The organism is Sphaerisporangium viridialbum (genome assembly GCF_049674955.1).
Lineage (GTDB): Bacteria > Actinomycetota > Actinomycetes > Streptosporangiales > Streptosporangiaceae > Sphaerisporangium > Sphaerisporangium viridialbum.
In genome coordinates this window covers 6,794,193-6,813,156 of the sequence record NZ_CP187232.1, presented here as the reverse complement: position 1 = coordinate 6,813,156, position 18,964 = coordinate 6,794,193, and the positions used below count along the sequence as shown (strand labels likewise).

18 protein-coding genes are annotated in these 18,964 nt (G+C 70.4%); 17 read left to right on the top strand and 1 reads right to left on the bottom strand.

Features of this window, described 5'->3' with window-relative positions; genetic code table 11:
- Positions 1-97 precede the first annotated feature (97 nt).
- The 13 genes from ACOZ38_RS30880 to ACOZ38_RS30820 all read left to right on the top strand — a co-directional run bounded on the left by ACOZ38_RS30880 (position 98) and on the right by ACOZ38_RS30820 (position 14,814).
- On the top strand, positions 98-1,471 hold the full coding sequence (locus ACOZ38_RS30880; protein ID WP_424534632.1) for a UDP-N-acetylmuramoyl-tripeptide--D-alanyl-D-alanine ligase: 1,374 nt from the start codon (positions 98-100) through the stop codon (positions 1,469-1,471).
- On the top strand, positions 1,468-2,526 hold the full coding sequence (mraY, locus tag ACOZ38_RS30875) for a phospho-N-acetylmuramoyl-pentapeptide-transferase (protein ID WP_363922419.1): 1,059 nt from the start codon (positions 1,468-1,470) through the stop codon (positions 2,524-2,526). The genes ACOZ38_RS30880 and mraY overlap by 4 nt, the downstream gene beginning before the upstream one ends.
- Positions 2,523-3,896 carry a UDP-N-acetylmuramoyl-L-alanine--D-glutamate ligase gene (gene murD, locus ACOZ38_RS30870; RefSeq protein WP_424534631.1) on the top strand — a complete coding sequence of 458 codons (1,374 nt, stop codon included), beginning with the start codon at positions 2,523-2,525 and terminating at the stop codon, positions 3,894-3,896. Before mraY ends, murD begins: the two co-directional genes overlap by 4 nt.
- On the top strand, positions 3,893-5,197 hold the full coding sequence (gene ftsW / locus ACOZ38_RS30865; RefSeq protein ID WP_424534630.1) for a putative lipid II flippase FtsW: 1,305 nt from the start codon (positions 3,893-3,895) through the stop codon (positions 5,195-5,197). The genes murD and ftsW overlap by 4 nt, the downstream gene beginning before the upstream one ends.
- A gap of 10 nt (positions 5,198-5,207) precedes the next feature.
- Positions 5,208-6,299, top strand: a complete 1,092-nt coding sequence (gene murG / locus ACOZ38_RS30860) for an undecaprenyldiphospho-muramoylpentapeptide beta-N-acetylglucosaminyltransferase (protein ID WP_424534629.1) — start codon at positions 5,208-5,210, stop codon at positions 6,297-6,299.
- Complete coding sequence (murC, locus tag ACOZ38_RS30855; RefSeq protein ID WP_424534628.1) at positions 6,296-7,705, top strand: UDP-N-acetylmuramate--L-alanine ligase; 1,410 nt, start codon at positions 6,296-6,298, stop codon at positions 7,703-7,705. The genes murG and murC overlap by 4 nt, the downstream gene beginning before the upstream one ends.
- The gene (locus tag ACOZ38_RS30850; protein WP_424534627.1) at positions 7,702-8,373 is read left to right on the top strand and encodes a cell division protein FtsQ/DivIB; all 672 of its coding nucleotides are present in this window, start codon (positions 7,702-7,704) and stop codon (positions 8,371-8,373) included. Before murC ends, ACOZ38_RS30850 begins: the two co-directional genes overlap by 4 nt.
- 235 nt (positions 8,374-8,608) lie before the next feature.
- Entirely contained in the window at positions 8,609-10,039 is a 1,431-nt protein-coding gene (ftsZ, locus tag ACOZ38_RS30845) for a cell division protein FtsZ (RefSeq protein WP_424534626.1), read from the top strand.
- Positions 10,040-10,142: 103 nt separating this feature from the next.
- The gene (locus ACOZ38_RS30840; protein ID WP_424534625.1) at positions 10,143-10,853 is read left to right on the top strand and encodes a YggS family pyridoxal phosphate-dependent enzyme; all 711 of its coding nucleotides are present in this window, start codon (positions 10,143-10,145) and stop codon (positions 10,851-10,853) included.
- 106 nt (positions 10,854-10,959) lie between these two features.
- Positions 10,960-11,469, top strand: a complete 510-nt coding sequence (locus ACOZ38_RS30835) for a cell division protein SepF (RefSeq protein WP_405151688.1) — start codon at positions 10,960-10,962, stop codon at positions 11,467-11,469.
- An 82-nt stretch (positions 11,470-11,551) separates the two neighbouring features.
- On the top strand, positions 11,552-11,842 hold the full coding sequence (locus ACOZ38_RS30830; protein WP_363921024.1) for a YggT family protein: 291 nt from the start codon (positions 11,552-11,554) through the stop codon (positions 11,840-11,842).
- A 48-nt stretch (positions 11,843-11,890) separates the two neighbouring features.
- The gene (locus tag ACOZ38_RS30825; RefSeq protein ID WP_405151687.1) at positions 11,891-12,760 is read left to right on the top strand and encodes a DivIVA domain-containing protein; all 870 of its coding nucleotides are present in this window, start codon (positions 11,891-11,893) and stop codon (positions 12,758-12,760) included.
- 44 nt (positions 12,761-12,804) lie between these two features.
- Positions 12,805-14,814 (top strand): hypothetical protein, encoded by a 2,010-nt coding sequence (locus tag ACOZ38_RS30820; RefSeq protein ID WP_424534624.1) that lies wholly within the window; start codon positions 12,805-12,807, stop codon positions 14,812-14,814.
- A gap of 200 nt (positions 14,815-15,014) precedes the next feature.
- Here the strand turns inward: ACOZ38_RS30820 and ACOZ38_RS30815 are convergent, their stop codons facing one another.
- Complete coding sequence (locus ACOZ38_RS30815; RefSeq protein WP_424534623.1) at positions 15,015-15,284, bottom strand: hypothetical protein; 270 nt, start codon at positions 15,282-15,284, stop codon at positions 15,015-15,017.
- 258 nt (positions 15,285-15,542) lie between these two features.
- Between ACOZ38_RS30815 and ACOZ38_RS30810 the strand changes: the two genes are divergently transcribed.
- The 4 genes from ACOZ38_RS30810 to ACOZ38_RS30795 all read left to right on the top strand — a co-directional run bounded on the left by ACOZ38_RS30810 (position 15,543) and on the right by ACOZ38_RS30795 (position 18,938).
- A complete protein-coding gene (locus tag ACOZ38_RS30810; protein ID WP_424537113.1) occupies positions 15,543-15,812 on the top strand; it encodes a hypothetical protein in 270 nt (89 codons plus the stop codon).
- The gene (locus ACOZ38_RS30805) at positions 15,805-16,401 is read left to right on the top strand and encodes a DUF6879 family protein (protein ID WP_424534622.1); all 597 of its coding nucleotides are present in this window, start codon (positions 15,805-15,807) and stop codon (positions 16,399-16,401) included. The genes ACOZ38_RS30810 and ACOZ38_RS30805 overlap by 8 nt, the downstream gene beginning before the upstream one ends.
- 18 nt (positions 16,402-16,419) lie before the next feature.
- Positions 16,420-17,283: a DUF6082 family protein gene (locus tag ACOZ38_RS30800; protein WP_424534621.1), complete on the top strand. Its 864-nt coding sequence runs from the start codon at positions 16,420-16,422 to the stop codon at positions 17,281-17,283.
- Between the two features lie 152 nt (positions 17,284-17,435).
- Positions 17,436-18,938: an alpha/beta fold hydrolase gene (locus ACOZ38_RS30795; RefSeq protein ID WP_424534620.1), complete on the top strand. Its 1,503-nt coding sequence runs from the start codon at positions 17,436-17,438 to the stop codon at positions 18,936-18,938.
- Positions 18,939-18,964 lie beyond the last annotated feature (26 nt).

Here is an 18,964-nt window from a genome sequence, read left to right as displayed (position 1 = left end):
TGCGAGGCTGAGCCGGTAGCCCGGCCGGGCGCCCAGGGGCGAGGCGCGGGCCCCCCGCACACCCACGAGCAGCTTGTATGGAAGTAGGGAAGAACGAATGATCCCGTTGCCGCTGGCAAGGATCGCCGAGATCACCTCGGGTGCCCTCGCGGGCATGGCCGATCCCCGCGCCGTGGTCCGCGGGCCCGTCCTGATCGACTCGCGCGCCGCCGAGCCCGGATCGCTGTTCGTGGCGATCAGGGGGGAGCGGGCCGACGGGCACGACTTCGCCGCCCAGGCCTGCCAGGCCGGCGCGGTGGCCGTGCTCGCGAGCCGGCCCGTGGAGGCGCCCTGTCTCATCGTGGGCGACGTCCTGACGGCACTGGCCGAGCTGGCCACGGCCACGGTCGCGGCGCTGCCGCGCGCGACCGTCGTCGGCGTCACAGGGTCGGCGGGGAAGACCACCACCAAGGACCTGCTCGCCAGGCTGACCGCGCTGGTAGGCCCGACGGTCGCCCCCGTCGGCTCCTACAACAACGAAATCGGCCACCCTCTCACGGTGCTGAGGGCGGACGAGGACACCCGCTTCCTCGTGCTGGAGCTCAGCGCCCGTTCCGAGGGCCACATCGCCGACCTGGCGCGCATCGCCCCGCCCAAGATCGGCGTGGTGCTCAACGTCGGCACCGCCCACCTCGGCGTGTTCGGCGGGCGCGAGCAGATCGCCAAGGCCAAGGGCGAGCTGGTCGAGGCGCTGCCCGCCGACGGGGTCGCGGTGCTCAACGCCGACGACCCGCTCGTGCGGGCCATGGCCGACCGCACCCAGGCCCGCGTGAGCTGGTTCGGCCGTTCCCCCACCGCGGGCGTGCGGGCCGAGAACGAGACGATGGACGAGCGCGGCAGGGCGTCGTTCACGCTGGCGACCCCGTCGGGCTCCGCGGACGTGCGGCTGCGCCTCTACGGGGCGCACGCCGTCGAGAACGTCCTCGCGGCGGCGGCGGCGGCGTACGAGCTGGGCCTGCCTGTGGCGACCATCGCCGAGGAGCTGTCACGCGCCGAGCCGCGCAGCCGATGGCGCATGGAGGTCACCGACCGTCCCGACGGCGTGACCGTGGTCAACGACGCGTACAACGCCAACCCCGACTCCATGCGCGCGGCGTTCCAGACGCTCGGCGTCCTCGGGGCGGAGCGGCGCAGGTTCGCCGTGATCGCCTCGCTGCGCGAGCTCGGCGACGAGAGCGACTCGCTGAACGAGGGGGTCGGCCGGCTCGCCGCCGAGGCGGGCCTCACCGGGCTGTGGGTGGTCGGGGAGAACCCCTGGCCGGTGCTCGCGGGCGCCAAGGGGGCTCCGGCCGTCCACGTGCCGGACCCGGCCGAGGCCGCGGCCGAGCTGGCCGCTCAGCTACGTCCCGGGGACGTGGTGCTCGTCAAGGGCCCGCGCGCCGCCGGTCTCGAACGGGTCGCCGAGGCGCTGCTGGGAGGTGATGCCCGATGATGGACGTCCTCGTCGCCGCGGCGGTGGCGCTCCTGCTGTCCATGCTCGGCACCCCGCTGGCGATCCGGCTCTTCAGCCGCAGGGGCTACGGCCAGAACATCCGCGAGGAGGGCCCCTCCGGCCACCACGAGAAGCGCGGCACGCCCACCATGGGCGGCACGGTCCTGGTCATCGCCGCGCTCATCGGGTTCGCCTGCTCGCACCTCGCCACCTGGACGCCGCCCACGGTGTCCGCGGTGCTGGTGCTGTTCCTCATGGCCGGGCTCGGCACGGTCGGCTTCCTCGACGACTTCATCAAGATCTACAAGCAGCGGAGCCTCGGCCTGCGCAGCGGCGCCAAGGCCCTCGGGCAGCTCATCGTCGGCGCGGTCTTCGCGGTGCTGGTGGTGCGGTTCCCGAACGCCTACTCGATCACGCCCGCCGAGACGCGCCTGTCGTTCCTGCGGGACTTCGGGCCGTCGGTCGGCATCGTGGTCTTCACGATCTGGGTCCTCATCATGATCGTGGGCTTCTCGAACGCCGTGAACCTCACCGACGGACTCGACGGCCTCGCCAGCGGCGCCACCGGCGTCGTGCTGGCCGCCTACGTGCTGATCGGCAACTGGCAGCTGCGCAACAGCTGCCTGAACCAGCTCGGCCCGAGCTGCTACTGGGTGCGTGACCCGCTGGACCTCGCGGTGGTGGCGGCGGCCGTCCTCGGCGCGCTGGTCGGCTTCCTGTGGTGGAACGCCCCGCCCGCCAAGATCTTCATGGGCGACACCGGCTCCCTGGCCCTCGGCGGGGTGCTCGCCGGGCTGGCGATCACCACGCGCACGCAGTTCCTGCTGTTCATCCTCGCCGGCCTGTGCGTCATCATCACCGCCTCGGTCATCATCCAGGTCGGCTTCTTCAAGATGACGCGCAGACGGGTCTTCCGCATGGCTCCACTCCAGCACCACTTCGAGCTGGCGGGCTGGGCCGAGACGACCATCGTGGTCCGCTTCTGGCTGATCGCCATGCTGTGCGCCGCCGCCGGCCTCGGCCTGTTCTACGTCGAGTGGATGCCCAAGCAATGAGTACCGTCTGCGTGGCGGGCCTCGGGGTCTCGGGGATGGCCGCCGCCCGCAGCCTGGTCCGGTCGGGCCACCACGTCATCGTGGTCGAGACCGGAGACGGCGAGCGGCAGCGTGCGGCGGCGGCCGAGCTGGCCGCCCTCGGCGTCGAGGTGCGCTTCGGCGGCGGGCTGCCCCCCGAGGCCGGCATGGTCGTGACCTCGCCGGGCTGGCGGCCCACCCACCCACTGCTCGTGGAGGCGGCTTCCCGGGGCGTCGAGGTGATCGGCGAGGTCGAGCTGGCCTGGCGGCAGCGGCCCGAGGGCGCCGCCCCCTGGCTGGCGCTCACCGGCACCAACGGCAAGACCACGGCCGTGCGCATGCTCACCGCCATGCTCCGGGCCGCCGGGCACGACGCGGCGGCCGTGGGCAACGTCGGCACCCCCATCGTGGAGGCCGTCGAGCAGCCGTACGACGTGCTCGCGGTGGAGCTGTCCAGCTTCCAGCTCCACTGGTCGGCGAGCCTCGCTCCCCGGGCCGCCGCGATACTCAACGTGGCCGACGACCACCTCGACTGGCACGGGTCGATGGAGGAGTACGCCCGGGTCAAGGCGCGCGTCTTCGAGCGTGCCGAGGTCGTCGTGTACAACGCCGACGACTCCTGGTCGTCCCGCCTGGCCGCGCCGTACGCCGCGGGGCCGGCGCGGGTGGCCGGCTTCACGCTCGGCGTGCCCGCGAGCGGGCAGCTGGGCGTCGTGGAGGACCTGCTCGTCGACCGCGCCTTCGTCGAGGACCCTGTCGGGGGCGCCGAGGAGCTCGCGACCCTGGCCGACGTCCGCCCGTTCGCCCCGCACAACGTGGCCAACGCGCTGGCGGCGGCGGCGCTGGCCCGCGCGCACGGGGTGCCCGCCGACGCCGTGCGGCGGGGCCTGCTCGACTACGTGCCCGACCCGCACCGCATCGCCCACGTCGCGCGCCTCGCCGAGGTGGACTACGTCGACGACTCCAAGGCGACCAACCCGCACGCCGCCGCCGCGTCCCTGGCCTCCTACTCCACGATCGTGTGGATCGCGGGCGGCCTGCTCAAGGGCGCCGACGTCGACGACCTCGTACGGCGGGCGGCGGGCCGGCTGCGCGGAGCCGTGCTCCTCGGAGCCGATCGGGCACGAATTCGCCAGGCTCTGGCGCGACACGCGGCGAATGTTCCGGTCGTGGAGGTCGAGGGGCAAGACACTGGAGTCATGGACCGTGTCGTCACCGAAGCCGCCCGGCTCGCCTCCCCGGGGGACACCGTGCTGCTCGCCCCCGCCGGCGCGTCGCTGGACATGTTCGCCGACTACGGCGCCCGTGGGGAGGCCTTCGCCCGAGCCGTCCACCGCCTGCGGGCGCGATGAGCGACGTCCCGATCGCGCCGGGGCGCGCGGGCCCCGCAGGGTGGCGGCGCGAGCGGCTGTCCGCGCTCGGCGAGCTGCTGAACCGCCCGCTCACGTCCTACTACCTGGTGCTCGGATGCAGCGCGCTGCTGCTGGCGCTCGGGCTGATGATGGTGCTCTCGGCCTCCAGCATCGAGGCACTGCAGAAGACTGGCAACCCGTTCTACTGGTTCCTCAAGCAGTCGCTGTCGGTCGGGCTCGGCATCCCGGTGATGTGGATCTGCTCGCGCCTGCCCCAGCGGTTCTTCCGGCTCGCCGGCTATCCCCTGATGGCCCTGTCCATCATCGGCCTCATCATGGTCATCTTCATCGGCGAGACCGAGCTGGGCGCCCAGCGGTGGATCTACATTGGCGGGCTCACCATCCAGCCGTCCGAGCCCGCCAAGCTCGGCCTGGTGCTCTGGGGCGCCGACCTGCTGGCCCGCAAGGCCAAGGGCGGCCTCATCGAGTGGCGCCAGCTCCTGATCCCCCTCATGCCCGGCACCGCCATCCTCGCCGTCATGGTCATGCTCGGGCGCGACCTCGGCACCACGCTCGTGCTCATGCTGATCTTCCTGGCCCTGCTGTGGGTCGTCGGCGCGCCGCTGCGGCTGTTCTGCGGCATCCTCGCCGTCGCGACGCTGGCCACCGTCATCATGATCAGCGTCGAGGGCTACCGCTCGGCCCGCATCGAGGGCTGGCTGGACGTCTGGGGCAACGCCCAGGGGTCGGGGTACCAGGCGGCACAGGGGCAGATCGCGATGGGCTCGGGCGGCTGGTTCGGGCTCGGGCTCGGCAGCAGCCGGCAGAAGTGGAGCTGGGTGCCCCACGCCGAGAGTGACTTCATCTTCTCGATCATCGGCGAGGAGCTCGGGCTCATGGGCACGCTGCTCGTGATCGCCCTCTTCGGCCTTCTCGGGTACGCCGGGCTGCGCGTGGCGTCCCGCGTCAAGGACCCGTTCATCCGGCTGACGGCCTCCGCCGCCGTGGCCTGGATCGCAGGTCAGGCCATCGTCAACATCGGCGCGGTCATCGGCGTGCTGCCCATCACCGGCATCCCGCTGCCGCTCGTGTCGTACGGTGGTTCGGCGTTGTTGCCCACGCTCGCGGCGCTCGGCATGCTGCTGTCGTTCGCCAAGCACGAGCCCGGCGCGGCGGCCGCGCTGGCCGCTCGTGGACCCGGGCCCGCGGCGCGGGCTCTAAGCTGGCTTGGCCTGGGTCGCACGCTGGCGGTGATTCGCCGGACGGGGCGGCCCCGACCGACATCGAGGCACGTGGAGTGAAAGGACCGACATGAGGGTGGTCCTCGCAGGCGGCGGCACGGCCGGCCATATCGAACCCGCCCTGGCGCTGGCCGACGCGCTGCGCAGGCAGGACCCGAGCATCGGGATCACCTGCCTCGGCACCGAGCGCGGGCTGGAGACCAGGCTGGTTCCCGCGCGCGGGTACGAGCTGGCGCTGGTGCCCGCGGTCCCGCTGCCGCGCGCCATCACGCCGCAGCTGCTGACGGTCCCCGGCCGCCTGGCCGGGGCGATCAACGCCGCCGCGGGCATCATGGACCGCGTGCAGGCCGACGTGCTCGTCGGCTTCGGCGGGTACGTCGCGACACCCGCCTACCTCGGCGCGCGGCGGCGCGGCGTGCCGATCGTGGTGCACGAGGCGAACCCGCGTCCCGGCCTCGCCAACCGGCTCGGCGCCCGGCTCACCGACCACGTGTTCACCGGGCACCCCGACGCCGCGCTTCCCCACTCCGAGTACGTCGGCATCCCGCTGCGGCGCGAGATCGTCGCGCTCGACCGGCTGTCGATGGGAGACAAGGCCAGGTCCTACTTCGGCCTCGAGAACGACCGGCCGACGCTGCTGGTCTTCGGCGGCTCGCAGGGGGCGCGCGCCATCAACGAGGCGGCCCTCGCGTCCGCCCCCGCGCTGCGCCACGCGGGCGTCCAGGTGCTCCACGTGATCGGCCCCAAGAACACCGTCGTCCAGGAGCCCCCGCCCGGCGACCCGCAGTACGTCGTGCTGCCCTACGTCGACCGCATGGACCTCGCGTACGCCGCCGCCGACTTCGTGCTGTGCCGCAGCGGGGCGATGACCTGCGCCGAGCTCACCGCGGTGGGGCTCCCGGCGGCGTACGTGCCGCTGCCGCACGGCAACGGCGAGCAGAAGCTCAACGCGATGCCGATCGTCGAGGCCGGGGGAGGGATGATGGTCGACAACGCCGACCTGACCGCCGATTGGATCATCCAGAAGGTGCTTCCCGTCCTGCGCGATCCCGAGCGGGTGGTCGCGATGTCGGACGCCGCCTCGCGCATGGGCCGCAAGGACGCCGACATGGTGCTGGCACGCAAGGTCATCGAGATCATCTACGCGGGAGGCCGCCGATGAGCCTGGTGAAGCTGATCGAGCCGGTGGCCGCCGGCGACCTCGGCCGGGTGCACTTCATCGGCATCGGCGGCGCCGGCATGTCCGGCATCGCGCGCATCCTGCTCAAGCGCGGCGTCGACGTGTCCGGCAGCGACGCCCGCAGCTCGCAGATGGTGTCCGAGCTGCGCGAGCTCGGCGCGGTCGTGCACGTGGGCCACGCCGCCTCGCACATCAGGAACGTCGACACCGTGGTGGTGTCCACCGCGATCCGCGACTCCAACCCCGAGCTCGGCGAGGCGCTGCGCCAGGGGCTCCGCGTCATCCCGCGCGCCGCCGCGCTCGCCGCGGTGATGGTCGGGCGCACCGGCATCGCCGTCGCGGGCACGCACGGCAAGACCACCACGACCTCGATGCTCACGGTCGCCCTGCAGAAGTGCGGGCGCGACCCCTCCTACTGCGTGGGAGGCCAGCTCGTCACCACCGGCCTCGGGGCCGACGAGGGCGCGGGGGACGTCTTCGTGGCCGAGGCCGACGAGAGCGACGGGTCCTTCCTCATGCTCGCCCCCGGCGTGGCGGTGGTCACCAACGTCGAGGCCGACCACCTCGACAACTACGGCGACCCGCAGGCCGTGCACGACAGCTTCGCCCGCTTCGTCGAGCGCATCGGCTCGGCGCTGGTGGTCTGCGCCGACGACCCCGGCGCCGCGGCGCTGGTCCCGCTGGCGCGTGCCCGGGGCCTGCGCGTGCGCACGTACGGCGAGTCCGAGGGCGCCGACATCCGCGTCGTGGACATCGCCCCCGACGGCTTCGGGGTCGCGTTCACGGTGGAGGGCAAGGGCGACGTCCGGCTCGCGGTGCCCGGGCGGCACAACGCGCTGAACGCCACCGCCGCGCTGGCGGTGGCCGAGGAGCTCGGCGTGCCGTTCGACGAGTTCCGCGACGGGCTGGCGGCGTTCACCGGGGCCAAGCGCCGTTTCGAGGCCAAGGGGGAGGCGGCCGGGGTGGCCGTCTTCGACAGCTACGCCCACCACCCCACCGAGCTGGCCGCCGACCTGCGCGCCGCCCGTGACGTGGTCGCGTCGTTCTCCGGGCCGGCCGGCCGCGTCATCGCGGTCTTCCAGCCCCACCTCTACTCCCGCACCCGCTTCTTCGCCGACGAGTTCGGAGCCGCTCTCGGGCTGGCCGACGAGGCCATCGTGCTCGACGTCTACGGCGCCCGTGAGGACCCCGAGCCCGGGGTGTCGGGCGCGCTGGTCGCGGGCAAGGTGCCGCTTCCGGCCGAGCGGGTCACCTACGTCTCCGACCGGGGCACGGTCCCGGCCATCGTGGCCGACCGGGCCCGTCCGGGTGACGTCGTGCTCACCATGGGCGCCGGCGATGTGACCGAGCTCGGCCCGCACATCGTCGCCGAGCTCGCCTCGCGGTGAGTCCATCGGCGTGGCGCACGGCCTTCGCCGTCCTGCTGTCCTGCGGGGTGGTGGGGGCCGCCGCCTGGCTGGTGTTCTTCTCGCCGGTCCTCGGCGTGCGCGACATCGCGATCTCGGGGAACGTCACGCTCCCCGACGACCGGGTCCGGCAGGCGGCGGCGGTCCCCGACCGCCAGCCGATGGCCACGGTCGACCTCGAGACGGTCCGGAGCAGGATCGCCGCGCTCCGGCAGGTCGAGTCGGTCACGGTGGAGCGCAGCTGGCCGGCCACGCTCAGCGTCCATGTGGTGGAGCGCAGGCCGGTCGCGGTCGTCCTCGCAGGCGGCAAGGCGTCGGTGGTCGACCGGCACGGGTTCGTCATCGAGGTCAAGGCGTTCGACCCCGGCGGCCTACCCGCCCTCCACGTCGACCGTTTCGCCGCCGACGACCCCGCCACCAAGGCCGCGCTCGCGGTCGCGGGCGGCCTTCCCGGCAACCTGGCACGCAGGGTCGAGACGGTCCGGGCCGCGTCTCCCGACGATGTCTCCCTTCGCCTCGGCGACGGCCGTACGATCGTGTGGGGCGGGGCCGAGCGCACCCGCGACAAGGCACGCATCGCGCTCACGCTGCTCGAACGCCCGGCCGACAGTTACGACGTCAGCTCACCGGATGTCGTGACAGTCAAGTGATATGCCCCACAGCCGGGCAGGTTCCGGCAGGAGCGAAAGGGACAGGCCGCGACACGCCGGGCGAGCTTGCGGCGCGGTGAGTTGACCCTGGGGGAGGGGCAACCCTACTGTCCGTATCATTCCTCAGGTTGACATAACTCTAAATCTCAACTTGAGGGTGAGAGTTAAACAAGAAGGTCCGGCCCCGTTTCGGGCTTCACGTAATGCAAGTAAACGAGCGGAAAGGCCCCTCGTCGTGGCAGCACCGCAGAACTACCTCGCGGTCATCAAGGTCGTCGGCATCGGCGGCGGCGGAGTGAACGCCGTGAACCGGATGATCGAGGAGGGACTCAAGGGCGTCGAGTTCATCGCCATCAACACCGACGCCCAGGCGCTGCTGATGAGTGACGCCGACGTCAAGCTGGACGTGGGCCGCGAGCTCACGCGCGGCCTCGGCGCGGGAGCCAATCCCGAGGTCGGGCGCAAGGCCGCCGAGGATCACCGTGAGGAGATCGAGGAGGTCCTCAAGGGCGCCGACATGGTCTTCGTCACGGCGGGCGAGGGCGGCGGCACCGGCACGGGCGGCGCGCCCGTGGTGGCGAACATCGCCCGGTCGCTCGGCGCGCTGACCATCGGTGTCGTGACCCGGCCCTTCAGTTTCGAGGGGCGGCGCCGCGCGGCGCAGGCCGAGGCCGGCATCGAGACCCTGCGCGACGAGGTCGACACCCTCATCGTCATCCCGAACGACCGCCTGCTGTCGATATCCGACCGCCAGGTCAGCGTGCTCGACGCCTTCAAGGCCGCCGACCAGGTGCTGCTGTCCGGTGTGCAGGGCATAACCGACCTCATCACCACCCCCGGCCTGATCAACCTGGACTTCGCCGACGTGAAGTCCGTCATGTCGGGCGCGGGTTCGGCGCTGATGGGCATCGGCCACGCACGAGGGGACGACAGGTCCGTCGCCGCGGCCGAGATGGCGGTGTCCAGCCCGCTGCTGGAGGCGAGCATCGACGGAGCCCACGGGGTCCTGCTGTCGATCGCGGGCGGGTCCGACCTCGGGCTGTTCGAGATCAACGAGGCGGCGCAGCTGGTCTCCAACGCCGCCGCGCTGGACGCCAACATCATCTTCGGCACGGTCATCGACGACGCCCTCGGCGACGAGGTGCGCGTCACGGTGATCGCCGCCGGGTTCGACGAGCCCGAGCCGGAGAAGTCCGCCGTCCCCGTGCAGCCTGCCGCGCGCACCCAGCCCGCGGCACGCCCGGCCCCGCAGACGCCGCCGGCGCCCGCGTCCGGGGCGGGCCACCAGTCCCGCCCCGCGGCGACGGCCTTCCCCGCGCCGAAGGCCGAGCCCGCGCGCGCGGAACCGCGCCCGGCTCCGGCCCCGGTCCGTCCGCTGCCGCCCGCACCGGTGACACAGGCCGCGCCCGCACCTCCGGTGCCGGAGCCCGCTCCGGCGCCCGACCCGGTGCCCGCCCCCACGCCGTTCGCGCGTGAGAGCGTGGAGTCCTCGCACGGCTCCGCCTCTCATTCCGAGCAGCAGGCCCAGGGCCCGGTGTCGATTCCGAGGCCGGCGCCCGAGCCGCCCACTCCCATCACCTCCCGCGTCTCTGAGCCCGCCCGACGCCGTCCGGTGGTCTTCGAGGAGCAGGAGGAGGAGCTCGACGTCCCCGACTTCCTGAAGTGAGCGCCGGCACGTGCCTGCTCCCCTCGTGGAGCCGGGCACGTGCCGCGCTCGCGAGGTCGCCCATCCGTACGTTCCTGACTTTCTGAAGTGACCGAACCCCCACGTGAAGAACGCGAACACCACACGACGCGACGAGATCGCGGCAGGCCTCGCCGAGGTGGAGCGCCGCATCGCCGCCGCCTGCGAGAGCGCGGGGCGCGCGCGCCGCGACGTCACCCTCGTCGCGATCACCAAGACCTATCCCGGCTCCGATGTGAGAATCCTCACCGAGCTCGGCATCCGCGACGTCGGCGAGAACCGCGACCAGGAGGCCGCCGCCAAGGCCGCCGAATGCGCTGACCTGCCCCTGACGTGGCATTTCGTCGGGCAGCTCCAGACGAACAAGGCCAAGTCCGTCGTCTCGTACGCCGATGTGATCCACTCGGTCGACCGCGCGCGGCTGGTCGTGGCCCTGGGCCGCGAGGCCGTCAGGGCGGGGCGGCAGGTCACCTGCCTGGTCCAGGTGGCGCTGGACGACGATCCGGCCCGCGGTGGAGTCGTTCCGGCGGAGCTGCCGGCCCTGGCCGATCTGATCGCGGCGACAGAGGGGCTGGCCCTCGGCGGGGTCATGGCTGTGGCCCCACTCGGAGGCGATCCTAATAAGGCCTTCGCGAGGCTTTTGGAACTTTCGTCTGCTCTACGTGTGGTGCATCCGGATGCGTCCGTCGTTTCGGCCGGAATGAGTGGAGATCTGGCCGAGGCGATCGCGCACGGAGCGACACACGTGCGTGTCGGTACGGCGTTGCTCGGTCGCCGGAAGCCCTTCGTCAGGTAATGTCCCCCCGAGTGGACCTTGATGTCCATGTATCCGAGCAGAGGTCGACAGCGGTGCCTTAGGTTGCCTTGGGTACGGCGACCATGAGCAGGAGGACGACGTAGCGATGGCCGGCGCGATGCGCAAGATGGCGGTCTACCTCGGTCTCGTGGAGGACGACCGCTACCCGGATTATGGCAATTACGCCGACGACGAGGACTATACGGACGACTACGTCGACCGGCGCCGCGGTGACGAGCGCGGGCTTGGAACGCCCCAAGAGGGCCAGGAGGAGGTCGAGACCCCGGTTCCCGCCCCGAGGTCCGGGTCCGCCGTGATAGAGCGCCGTACGACCGATCTGGCGCGCATTACGACCCTCCATCCTCGCACGTACAACGAAGCGCGAACGATCGGCGAGCACTTCCGCGAGGGCACTCCCGTCATCATGAACTTGACAGAAATGGTCGACAGCGACGCCAAGCGCCTTGTTGATTTCGCGGCAGGTCTGGTCTTTGGCCTACATGGCAGCATTGAACGTGTTACCAACAAGGTGTTCCTGTTGTCCCCTGCCAATGTCGAGGTGACCGCCGAGGACAAGGCCCGAATCGCGGAACGCGGGTTCTTCAACCAGAGCTAGAGTTCCACTATGAACAGTGAACGGCCACACATGGCCCATCCGGACCGAGGTCGGCAGATCGGGATGGAGGCAGGACGCGACCGTGGGGATCGTTAGGGACATCTTGGTCGGAGTCCTGTACATCTATCTCATACTGCTGATCGGTAGGATGATCTTCGAGACGGTGCAGGCGTTCGCTCGCTCCTGGCGTCCCACAGGGGTCGTCCTGGTGCTCGCGGAGGCCACATACACGGCAACCGACCCACCTCTCAAGTTCCTCCGCCGTTTCATTCCGCCCCTCCGGTTGGGTACGGTGGCCTTTGACCTAAGCTTCACAGTGCTGTTCATTGTGGTCTTGGTCATGATCCAAATCGTGTCCGCGCTTCGTTTTTGATCGGGTACCGTCCTCCGGACAGACTCCGAGCGCGCCAAGGAGACCGAAATGCCGCTGACGCCCGCTGATGTGCGGAACAAGCAGTTCAGTACCACCCGGCTGCGGCCGGGGTACGACGAGGAAGAAGTCGACGCCTTCCTTGATGAGGTGGAGGCCGAGCTCGACCGCCTCATCCAGGAGAACGAGGAGCTTCGTGCGAAGCTGACCGAGTGCCTGCGTGGCAAGGTGCCGGGTGGGATGGGCATGAGCATGGCGCCGGCCCCGGTCGCCGAGCCCAAGCCCGAGATGATGATGCCGCAGCCGGAGCCCATGAAGGCGCCGGAGCCCATCAGGCCCGAGCCTGTTCCCGTCGGCATGGGCATGCCCCCCGCCGAGGACAACATGGACACCGCCGCCCGCGTGCTCGCCCTGGCGCAGCAGACCGCGGACCAGGCGATCGCCGACGCGCGCCGTGAGGCCGACGAGACGGTCACCCGGGCGCGGCGCGAGGCCGACGAGGTCCTCGGCAAGGCCCGCCGCCAGGCCGAGCAGATCATCGGTGACGCCCGTGCCCGCGCGGAGACGCTCGAGCGCGACGCGCAGGAGCGCCACAGGCAGGCCATGGGCTCGCTGGTGCAGACCCGTGACGAGCTCGAGCGCAAGGTGGAGGAGCTGCGGAGCTTCGAGCGCGAGTACCGCAGCAGGCTGAAGCTCTACCTTGAGAACCAGCTCGCCGAGCTCACCGTGGCGGCCGAGGGCAGTGGCGGCTTCCCCGTCGTGGGTGCTCAGATGGGCGGGGCTCCGGCCATGTCCCACGCTGTCGCCCCCGGTGGCCAGCAGCAGATCCCCGGTGGCCAGAACAACCCGTTCGGCCCCGAGCCCACGCAGCACTCGGGAGCCTTCCAGGGAGTCGACGGCCCTCACAACGACCGCCGTTAGGGTAACGGGTCAGGTTCCTTACCGACCCGCGACTGGGAGTCCCTGTGATCTACCTCAGCGCCATTCTGGTGGTGCTCGCCTTCGGCCTGCTGGTCGCGGGCGTGGTGACCGGAACAGCGGTCCTGGTCATGTGGTCGATCGTGGTCAGCGTGCTGTCCGCGGTCTTCCTTATGATCGGGGCGCTGCTGCGTCGCCATGAGTTGTTCCCCTCCGGTGGCACCACGGCGGCCACCGCGCCGCCGATGCCTGTGACAGGCGCCGGTGTCGCGGGTGGCTCGATGGGCAGGCCCGGTGGAGTGGCCTCCCCGGGGGTCCCGCCGCGCGGGGCGCCCCTCGCCCATCCCATGGCCGCGCCCCACCCGGGGTTCCAGACGGCCACGCTGGCTCCGCCGCGGGCGTTTCCCGCGACAGGGCCGGTCAGGGGCACGGGTGGCGGCCCGTCCTCCGACGCGATCGTGCTGGTCATCCCCGGGCGCAAGCGATTCCACCTCCGCGGGTGCCGTCAGCTCGCCGGGCGCGAGTTCGAGGAGCTCACGTACGAGGAGGCCCGCGAGGAAGGCTTCACGGCCTGCACCACCTGCCTCCCCGACGGCTACACGGCCGACACGGCCCGCAGGTCGGAAACCGTCCGCATCCCCGAGCCCACCCCCCGCACCACGGACACCGGCCACCGGTCCGAGCCCGGCGACAGTCCCGAGACCGGCACAGGACACAAGCCTGGAAGCCAGGCCGGGGCCAAGCCCGAGCACCAGGCCGAGAGCCGGAACAAGACCAAGGGCCAGGCGGAGAGCCGGAACAAGACCGAGGGCCAGGCCGCCGAGACGGGACGTGGGCCCGCGTCCGGTTACAGGTCCGATGAGACGCGACCGGTGCCCCAGCTCCCCGCCAAGTCGCCGATGGATCCGATCGAGAAGACTCCCGGGCGCGCCGGGACCTCGACCGGCTCCTCTTCCTCCGGCTCTTCTGCGGAGGCCGAGACCGAGCGTCCCGATGGGGAGCAGTTCTCCACCTGGCAGTCCGAAGCATGGTTCGCAACCCCTTCCTCGGGCTCGTCCACTGACAAGCCGTCGACTGACAGCCCTTCGGGCAGCTCTTCGAGCAAACCCGGTGCCTCCTCCTCCGCGAAGAAGCCTGGCGCCTCTTCCAAGCCGATCGACCTTCCGGTCACCCCCGTGAAGCTTCCCGAGGCCGTCACTCCCTTCGAGGCCTTCAAGCGTTCGGACTTGCCCAAGCCGTCGGCCGGTACGAGCAAGCCGTCGGCCGGTACGAGCAAGCCGTCGGCCGGTACGAGCAAGCCGTCGGCCGGCGACGCGAGGCCCGGAGAGCCGGGTAGCGGGAAGCCCCGCACGGCGTCGTCCGACCCAAGCTCGTCCGCCGGCAAGCCCGGACTGGTCGGCAAGAAGCCCGTCGAGGCTCACGACAATGACAACGACGATGATCCGGTCGTCGTGGTCAGCGGCGCCCTCCGCCCGTCCGACACCCCCGGCAAGACGGACATGTCTGGCAAGGACCCCGACTCCGCGAAGAGCGCCGGACCCGGGAGAAGTACCGAGACCGGCAAGACCGCTGGACCCGCGAAGGGCGCCGGCAGTCCTGCCCCCGGGAAATCCGCGGAGCCCGAGAAGGCCACCGCGACTTCGAGCAGCGCAGGCTCCGCCGAGGCCAGCCCCAAGCCGGCCGCGCCTGCAGAGAAGCCGCCGAAGCCGCAGCCAGACGGCGGCTCCACCCAGCGGTCCGACGCCGACGTCAAGCGCGGGGACACCGACTCCAAGAGCAGGCGCACCGACGTCAAGCCTGGGGACACTGACACCACATCAAGTGATGCGGGTGGCAGACCGAGCGGCGCCGGTGACAAGCCAAGGAAGAGTGATTCGACCGTCGAGGTGATGCGCCCCGGCATCGTCAAGGTCATCCCCGGCACCCGGCGTTACCACAGCTCCGCCTGCCCGCTGATCAAGGGGTCGGACCCCGGCACCCTGGAGACGATGTCCAAGGCCGACGCCGAGGCGGCAGGCCTGACCCACTGCTCGGTCTGCGACCGAGACGACGACTGACGCGAGTGAGGTCGTCGACCCCGTTCACCACACGGTCGGCGGCCTGGACGGCCGCATGCGCACCTGGAATAGCCAGGCGCCGTCTGCCAGACGCTTGGGCTTGGCCATGGCGTTCACCAAGAACAGCGACACCAGCCAGTCACCGCCGTGACGACGAGCCCTGTCCCGGGGGCTCGGCGCAGATCTCGAGGGGCAGGAGCTCACCTTCGGTTCGGCGCGAGGCTCGGGATATTAGGAGCTGAAGGCTCGGCGTCGGCTTCTCCGACATCGGCGCCGTCGATCTCGGCCGAGTCGTCCTGGTCGTCCGGCTCGATCACCGTGCCCTCGGGGGCCGGCCTGTCGAGGAGATGGCGCTCGGAGGGCCGCTCGGTGAACTCTTCGACCTCGTCGTCGTCCGGCCCGTACAGATCCCTGACGACCAGGGCCTGGAGCTCGTCCCGGCCACGCGCCGCGTCGGGCCGTCCCAGCACCGCGTCTTCAATAACCCGGCTCACTGTAAAGGGAGGCGAGGACATTTCGCAGGGGGCGCGGACGAACGGTTCCTGGCTGATGGGTGCCCGAATATGATCGAATGCGCGAATTGTCCTATTTCTCTGGTCAAGGTGCTGGCTGTCCAACGCGTGCCGCGAATATTCAGTGTGATGAGTTGGATGTCGCCCGGACGGTCGTTGTCCGCGGTAAGGCCGCATGAGATGCTGCGGGCCTCGCCGTGATAATCGGAGGACATGATGGTCCGGCCATGGGAAGCGAATCCGACCGCGCAGTTCAAACGTCGCATCGGTCTGTCGGCTCTCGAATTAGGAAACACCAACAGCAGTCCGTCGTGTCCCGATATCTGGGAACTGGATAACGGCGACTTCGCTGTTATCGGCCGCGACCTCACCCTGTCCTACATCGGTCGGCTGCCCGATGACGTCTCCGTCGGCGCCGACGAGAGCCTCGTGGTCATCCCCCGCAACATGCTCATCGCCGCCAAACCGGAGATTCCTCATGCTTGATCGGGTCCGCGATATCCCAGGCCATCACCTGGGCGCGAGTGCGTATCTCGATGACTTCTGGCCCTACTTCGGCAGGGTCGGCGACCAGGTCTTGTGGAAGCTGGAGCGTATACAGCACTTCCAGGAGCCCGATGTCCCCAGCTGGGCGGCCATGGCCGAAGGCGACTGGGATCGCGCACTGGCACTCGTGGAGGAGTTGCGTCCGGCGATCATGGCGGCGCCCGGCCCGGAGTCGCGCAGGCTTCGCATCGTCGACCGGCCGGTCACCCCTTACCTCCAATGGGAGATGCAGATTTTGAAGATTCGTGTGGAGGCCGGTGAGAAGATCCGAGTCCTTCCCGTCGACTCTGTCATTCATCTTGAGACCACCGTCGAGCTGCCAGAAGTGGTGATTCTCGGTTCACTGACCATGTACGAGGTCCTGTACGACGACACTGGAATCCTCAGTGGCGCCAGGCGTATCGACGATCAGAGCGTGCTCGACGCCTGCCGTGCTCAACTTGCGGAACTGTATGACAAAGGAGAGGCTCTGTTGAGTTATTTCGACCGAGAGATCGCGACTCTTCCTCCCCCTACAGTCACGACCTGATCCGGAGGGCTTCCGCCCGTGCCGCAACCTCGCCTGTCCGCTCGGCTGCCGGTTCGCGGCCTGCCTCGGCAAGCTCTCATCACCATCCTGCTCCTGATCGTGATCATCTTGATCTCCGCCCTGGTCGCCTTGTCGCCGCTCGCGCTCAGCTTGCTCGACGGACAGGCAGCAGACTGGGAGCGGCTCAGCTTCATCGGCCAGACGTACGGCGCGGCCTCCGCGATCCTGTCCGTACTGGCCCTCATCGGTGTCTCGGTGTCCCTGCTCCTCCAGGCACGTGAGGCCAAGGCCACCCGCGAGCAGGCTCTGAGAATGCTCCACGCCGATCTGATGAAGATGGCGATGGAGGATCCGCTCTACCGGCGCGCCTGGGGTCCGTTCTTCGAATCCGATGACAACGACGGGCCGCGCGAGCACATGTACGTCAATCTGATCGTCTCTCAGTGGGCCATGGAGTACGAACTGCGAACGATCACCGAGGAACATCTTCGTTCCATAGCGAATGTGCTGCTCTCCGGACCGGCGGGGCGGCGTTACTGGCATACCGTTCGAGAACTGCGGATAACCAGCACCTCCACGCGCCGTGAACGCCGGTTACACGAGATTCTCGACGAGGAGTACCGCCGGACCGAAGCCCGTTCTGTGCCGGCCCAGGCGCTGCCGCGTTCACCTCGCCCTCACAAGCCGCTCGCATCGTCGTGGAAGTGGAACGGGACGATGAGGCTTTACGCAGCCATCCGGCATGGGAGCGGATCCGTGAACGCGCTCGGATTGCGCTGCACAGAATGCAAGCTGCAACGGGGATGTCACCACCGGACGAGAGTGAATTCCGGGACGGAAAATTCGATGCATAAGTCGATGCCGGCCACACCGTTCAGGTAGGTGAGGCCGCCGGTGGTTGCACCACCAGTGATGATAGGGGCGCCACCTTGAGCTCCCGCGGGGCGCGGTCGTCGGGCTAGCGGGTGTGTGTACCGGAATCGCCGGGTTCGGTGGAGCGGAGCGGGAGATCACTCGCGGCGGAGGATCGGATCATGAACAGAATGAGATCCGTCGCCGCGGGTGTCGCGGCTGCCGCCTTGCTGCTGGGGCTGCCGTGCGCGGCCGTGTCCGCTCGCGCCGGTATCGCACGCGAGGACGTCGCTCGCGACGCGGGCCCGGCGTGCCCGCAGGGGGCGACCTGCGGGAGCCTGCGTGTCCCGCTGGACAGGGAAAGCCCCTCGGCGGGCAGCACGACCGTCGCCTACGCGCTGGTGCGCAGGCACGACACCTCGCGGCCCGCGGCGGGGACGATCGTGCCGAACCCGGGCGGGCCCGGAGTCGCGGTGATCGGGCACCGGAACTACGCCAGGGAGTACCGTCACCTGCTCGACAACTATGACCTGCTGCTGGTCGACCCTCGCGGGGTCGGCGGGTCGGGCCCGTTGCGGTGCGGCTCGGCGAGGTGGAGCGACCTGTCGGGCCCCCGCCTGCTGGCGCTGGAGGCGGTCCACGCCTGCGGGCAGGAGATCGGCGCCAGGCGCCGCTACTACACCACCGCCGCCGCCGCCGACGACATCGACGCCGTGCGGGCGCACCTGGGGATCGGCAGACTGGACCTGCTCGGCCAGTCGTACGGCACGTACCTGATGACCGTCTACGCCGAACGGCATCCCGAGCACGTGCGCTCGATCGTCATGTCCTCGGCGTACCCGCTGGACTTCGACATGCTGGGCGGGCCCGCCGCCCGGGCCATGCGCAGGTCCGTCCACCTGCTGTGCCGCAGGTCGGGGGGCGCGTGCGACGGGGACGCGGTGCTGGACGACCTGAAGACCATGGCGCGGCGGCTGGAGGACAGGCCGATCCGCTACTCCGGCGGCGTTCTGGACGACACGGCGCTCGCGAGCACGGTGTACAAGCTCGCCTCAAGCCATGTGGAGCTGTACGGAAGGCTGCCCGAGGCCCTGCGCCTGGCGGTCCAGCACGATGTCCGGCCCCTTGTGGAGCTGGCGGAACGGGTACGGCCGATCAGCGGGTCGGCCGCGCGCGGCGGGACGTTCAGCCTGCCGATGTACGTGACGGTGACGTGCAACGACTACCCGGCGCTGTGGGACAGGAGCGCCTCGGTGCGGGAGCGGTTCAGGCAGTACGCCGCGCGGGTGGCGCGGCTGGACCCGGGGGACTACCGGCCGTTCAAACCGGAGGCGTGGATCGCCGGCATCGTGGACCTCGGAGACTTCTGCGTCCGCTGGCCGGACCGCGTGGCGCCGGCGCGGTACGGGTACGGCCGGTTGCCCGACGTGCCGGTGCTGGTGCTGTCGGGGGAACTGGACCTCAGCACGCCGACCGAGGAGGGGCTGCTGGCGGCCGAGCAGTACCGCGACGCCCAGGTGATCGAGGTCCCGAGTACCGGCCACGTCGCCGAGAAGGAGGACCGGGCCTCCTCCTGCGTGATCTCCCTGGAGACGCAGTTCTTCCGCAGGGGGCGGGTCGGCGACCGCACGTGCCTGCGCAGGATCCCCCCGGTCGAGATCCGGTCGGTGGCCGACATGAGGTGACGGCCCCGCGCCGGATCCCCGGGTGG

What these genes read in the sequence shown, in the direction of transcription:
- ACOZ38_RS30835 (WP_405151688.1), top strand. Translation starts at nt 10,960, where the DNA reads ATGGCCGGCGCGATGCGCAAGATGGCGGTCTACCTCGGTCTCGTGGAG.
- mraY (WP_363922419.1), top strand. Translation starts at nt 1,468, where the DNA reads ATGATGGACGTCCTCGTCGCCGCGGCGGTGGCGCTCCTGCTGTCCATG.
- murG (WP_424534629.1), top strand. Translation starts at nt 5,208, where the DNA reads ATGAGGGTGGTCCTCGCAGGCGGCGGCACGGCCGGCCATATCGAACCC.
- murC (WP_424534628.1), top strand. Translation starts at nt 6,296, where the DNA reads ATGAGCCTGGTGAAGCTGATCGAGCCGGTGGCCGCCGGCGACCTCGGC.
- ACOZ38_RS30810 (WP_424537113.1), top strand. Translation starts at nt 15,543, where the DNA reads ATGGTCCGGCCATGGGAAGCGAATCCGACCGCGCAGTTCAAACGTCGC.
- ACOZ38_RS30795 (WP_424534620.1), top strand. Translation starts at nt 17,436, where the DNA reads ATGAACAGAATGAGATCCGTCGCCGCGGGTGTCGCGGCTGCCGCCTTG.
- ftsW (WP_424534630.1), top strand. Translation starts at nt 3,893, where the DNA reads ATGAGCGACGTCCCGATCGCGCCGGGGCGCGCGGGCCCCGCAGGGTGG.
- ACOZ38_RS30805 (WP_424534622.1), top strand. Translation starts at nt 15,805, where the DNA reads ATGCTTGATCGGGTCCGCGATATCCCAGGCCATCACCTGGGCGCGAGT.
- murD (WP_424534631.1), top strand. Translation starts at nt 2,523, where the DNA reads ATGAGTACCGTCTGCGTGGCGGGCCTCGGGGTCTCGGGGATGGCCGCC.
- ACOZ38_RS30825 (WP_405151687.1), top strand. Translation starts at nt 11,891, where the DNA reads ATGCCGCTGACGCCCGCTGATGTGCGGAACAAGCAGTTCAGTACCACC.
- ACOZ38_RS30880 (WP_424534632.1), top strand. Translation starts at nt 98, where the DNA reads ATGATCCCGTTGCCGCTGGCAAGGATCGCCGAGATCACCTCGGGTGCC.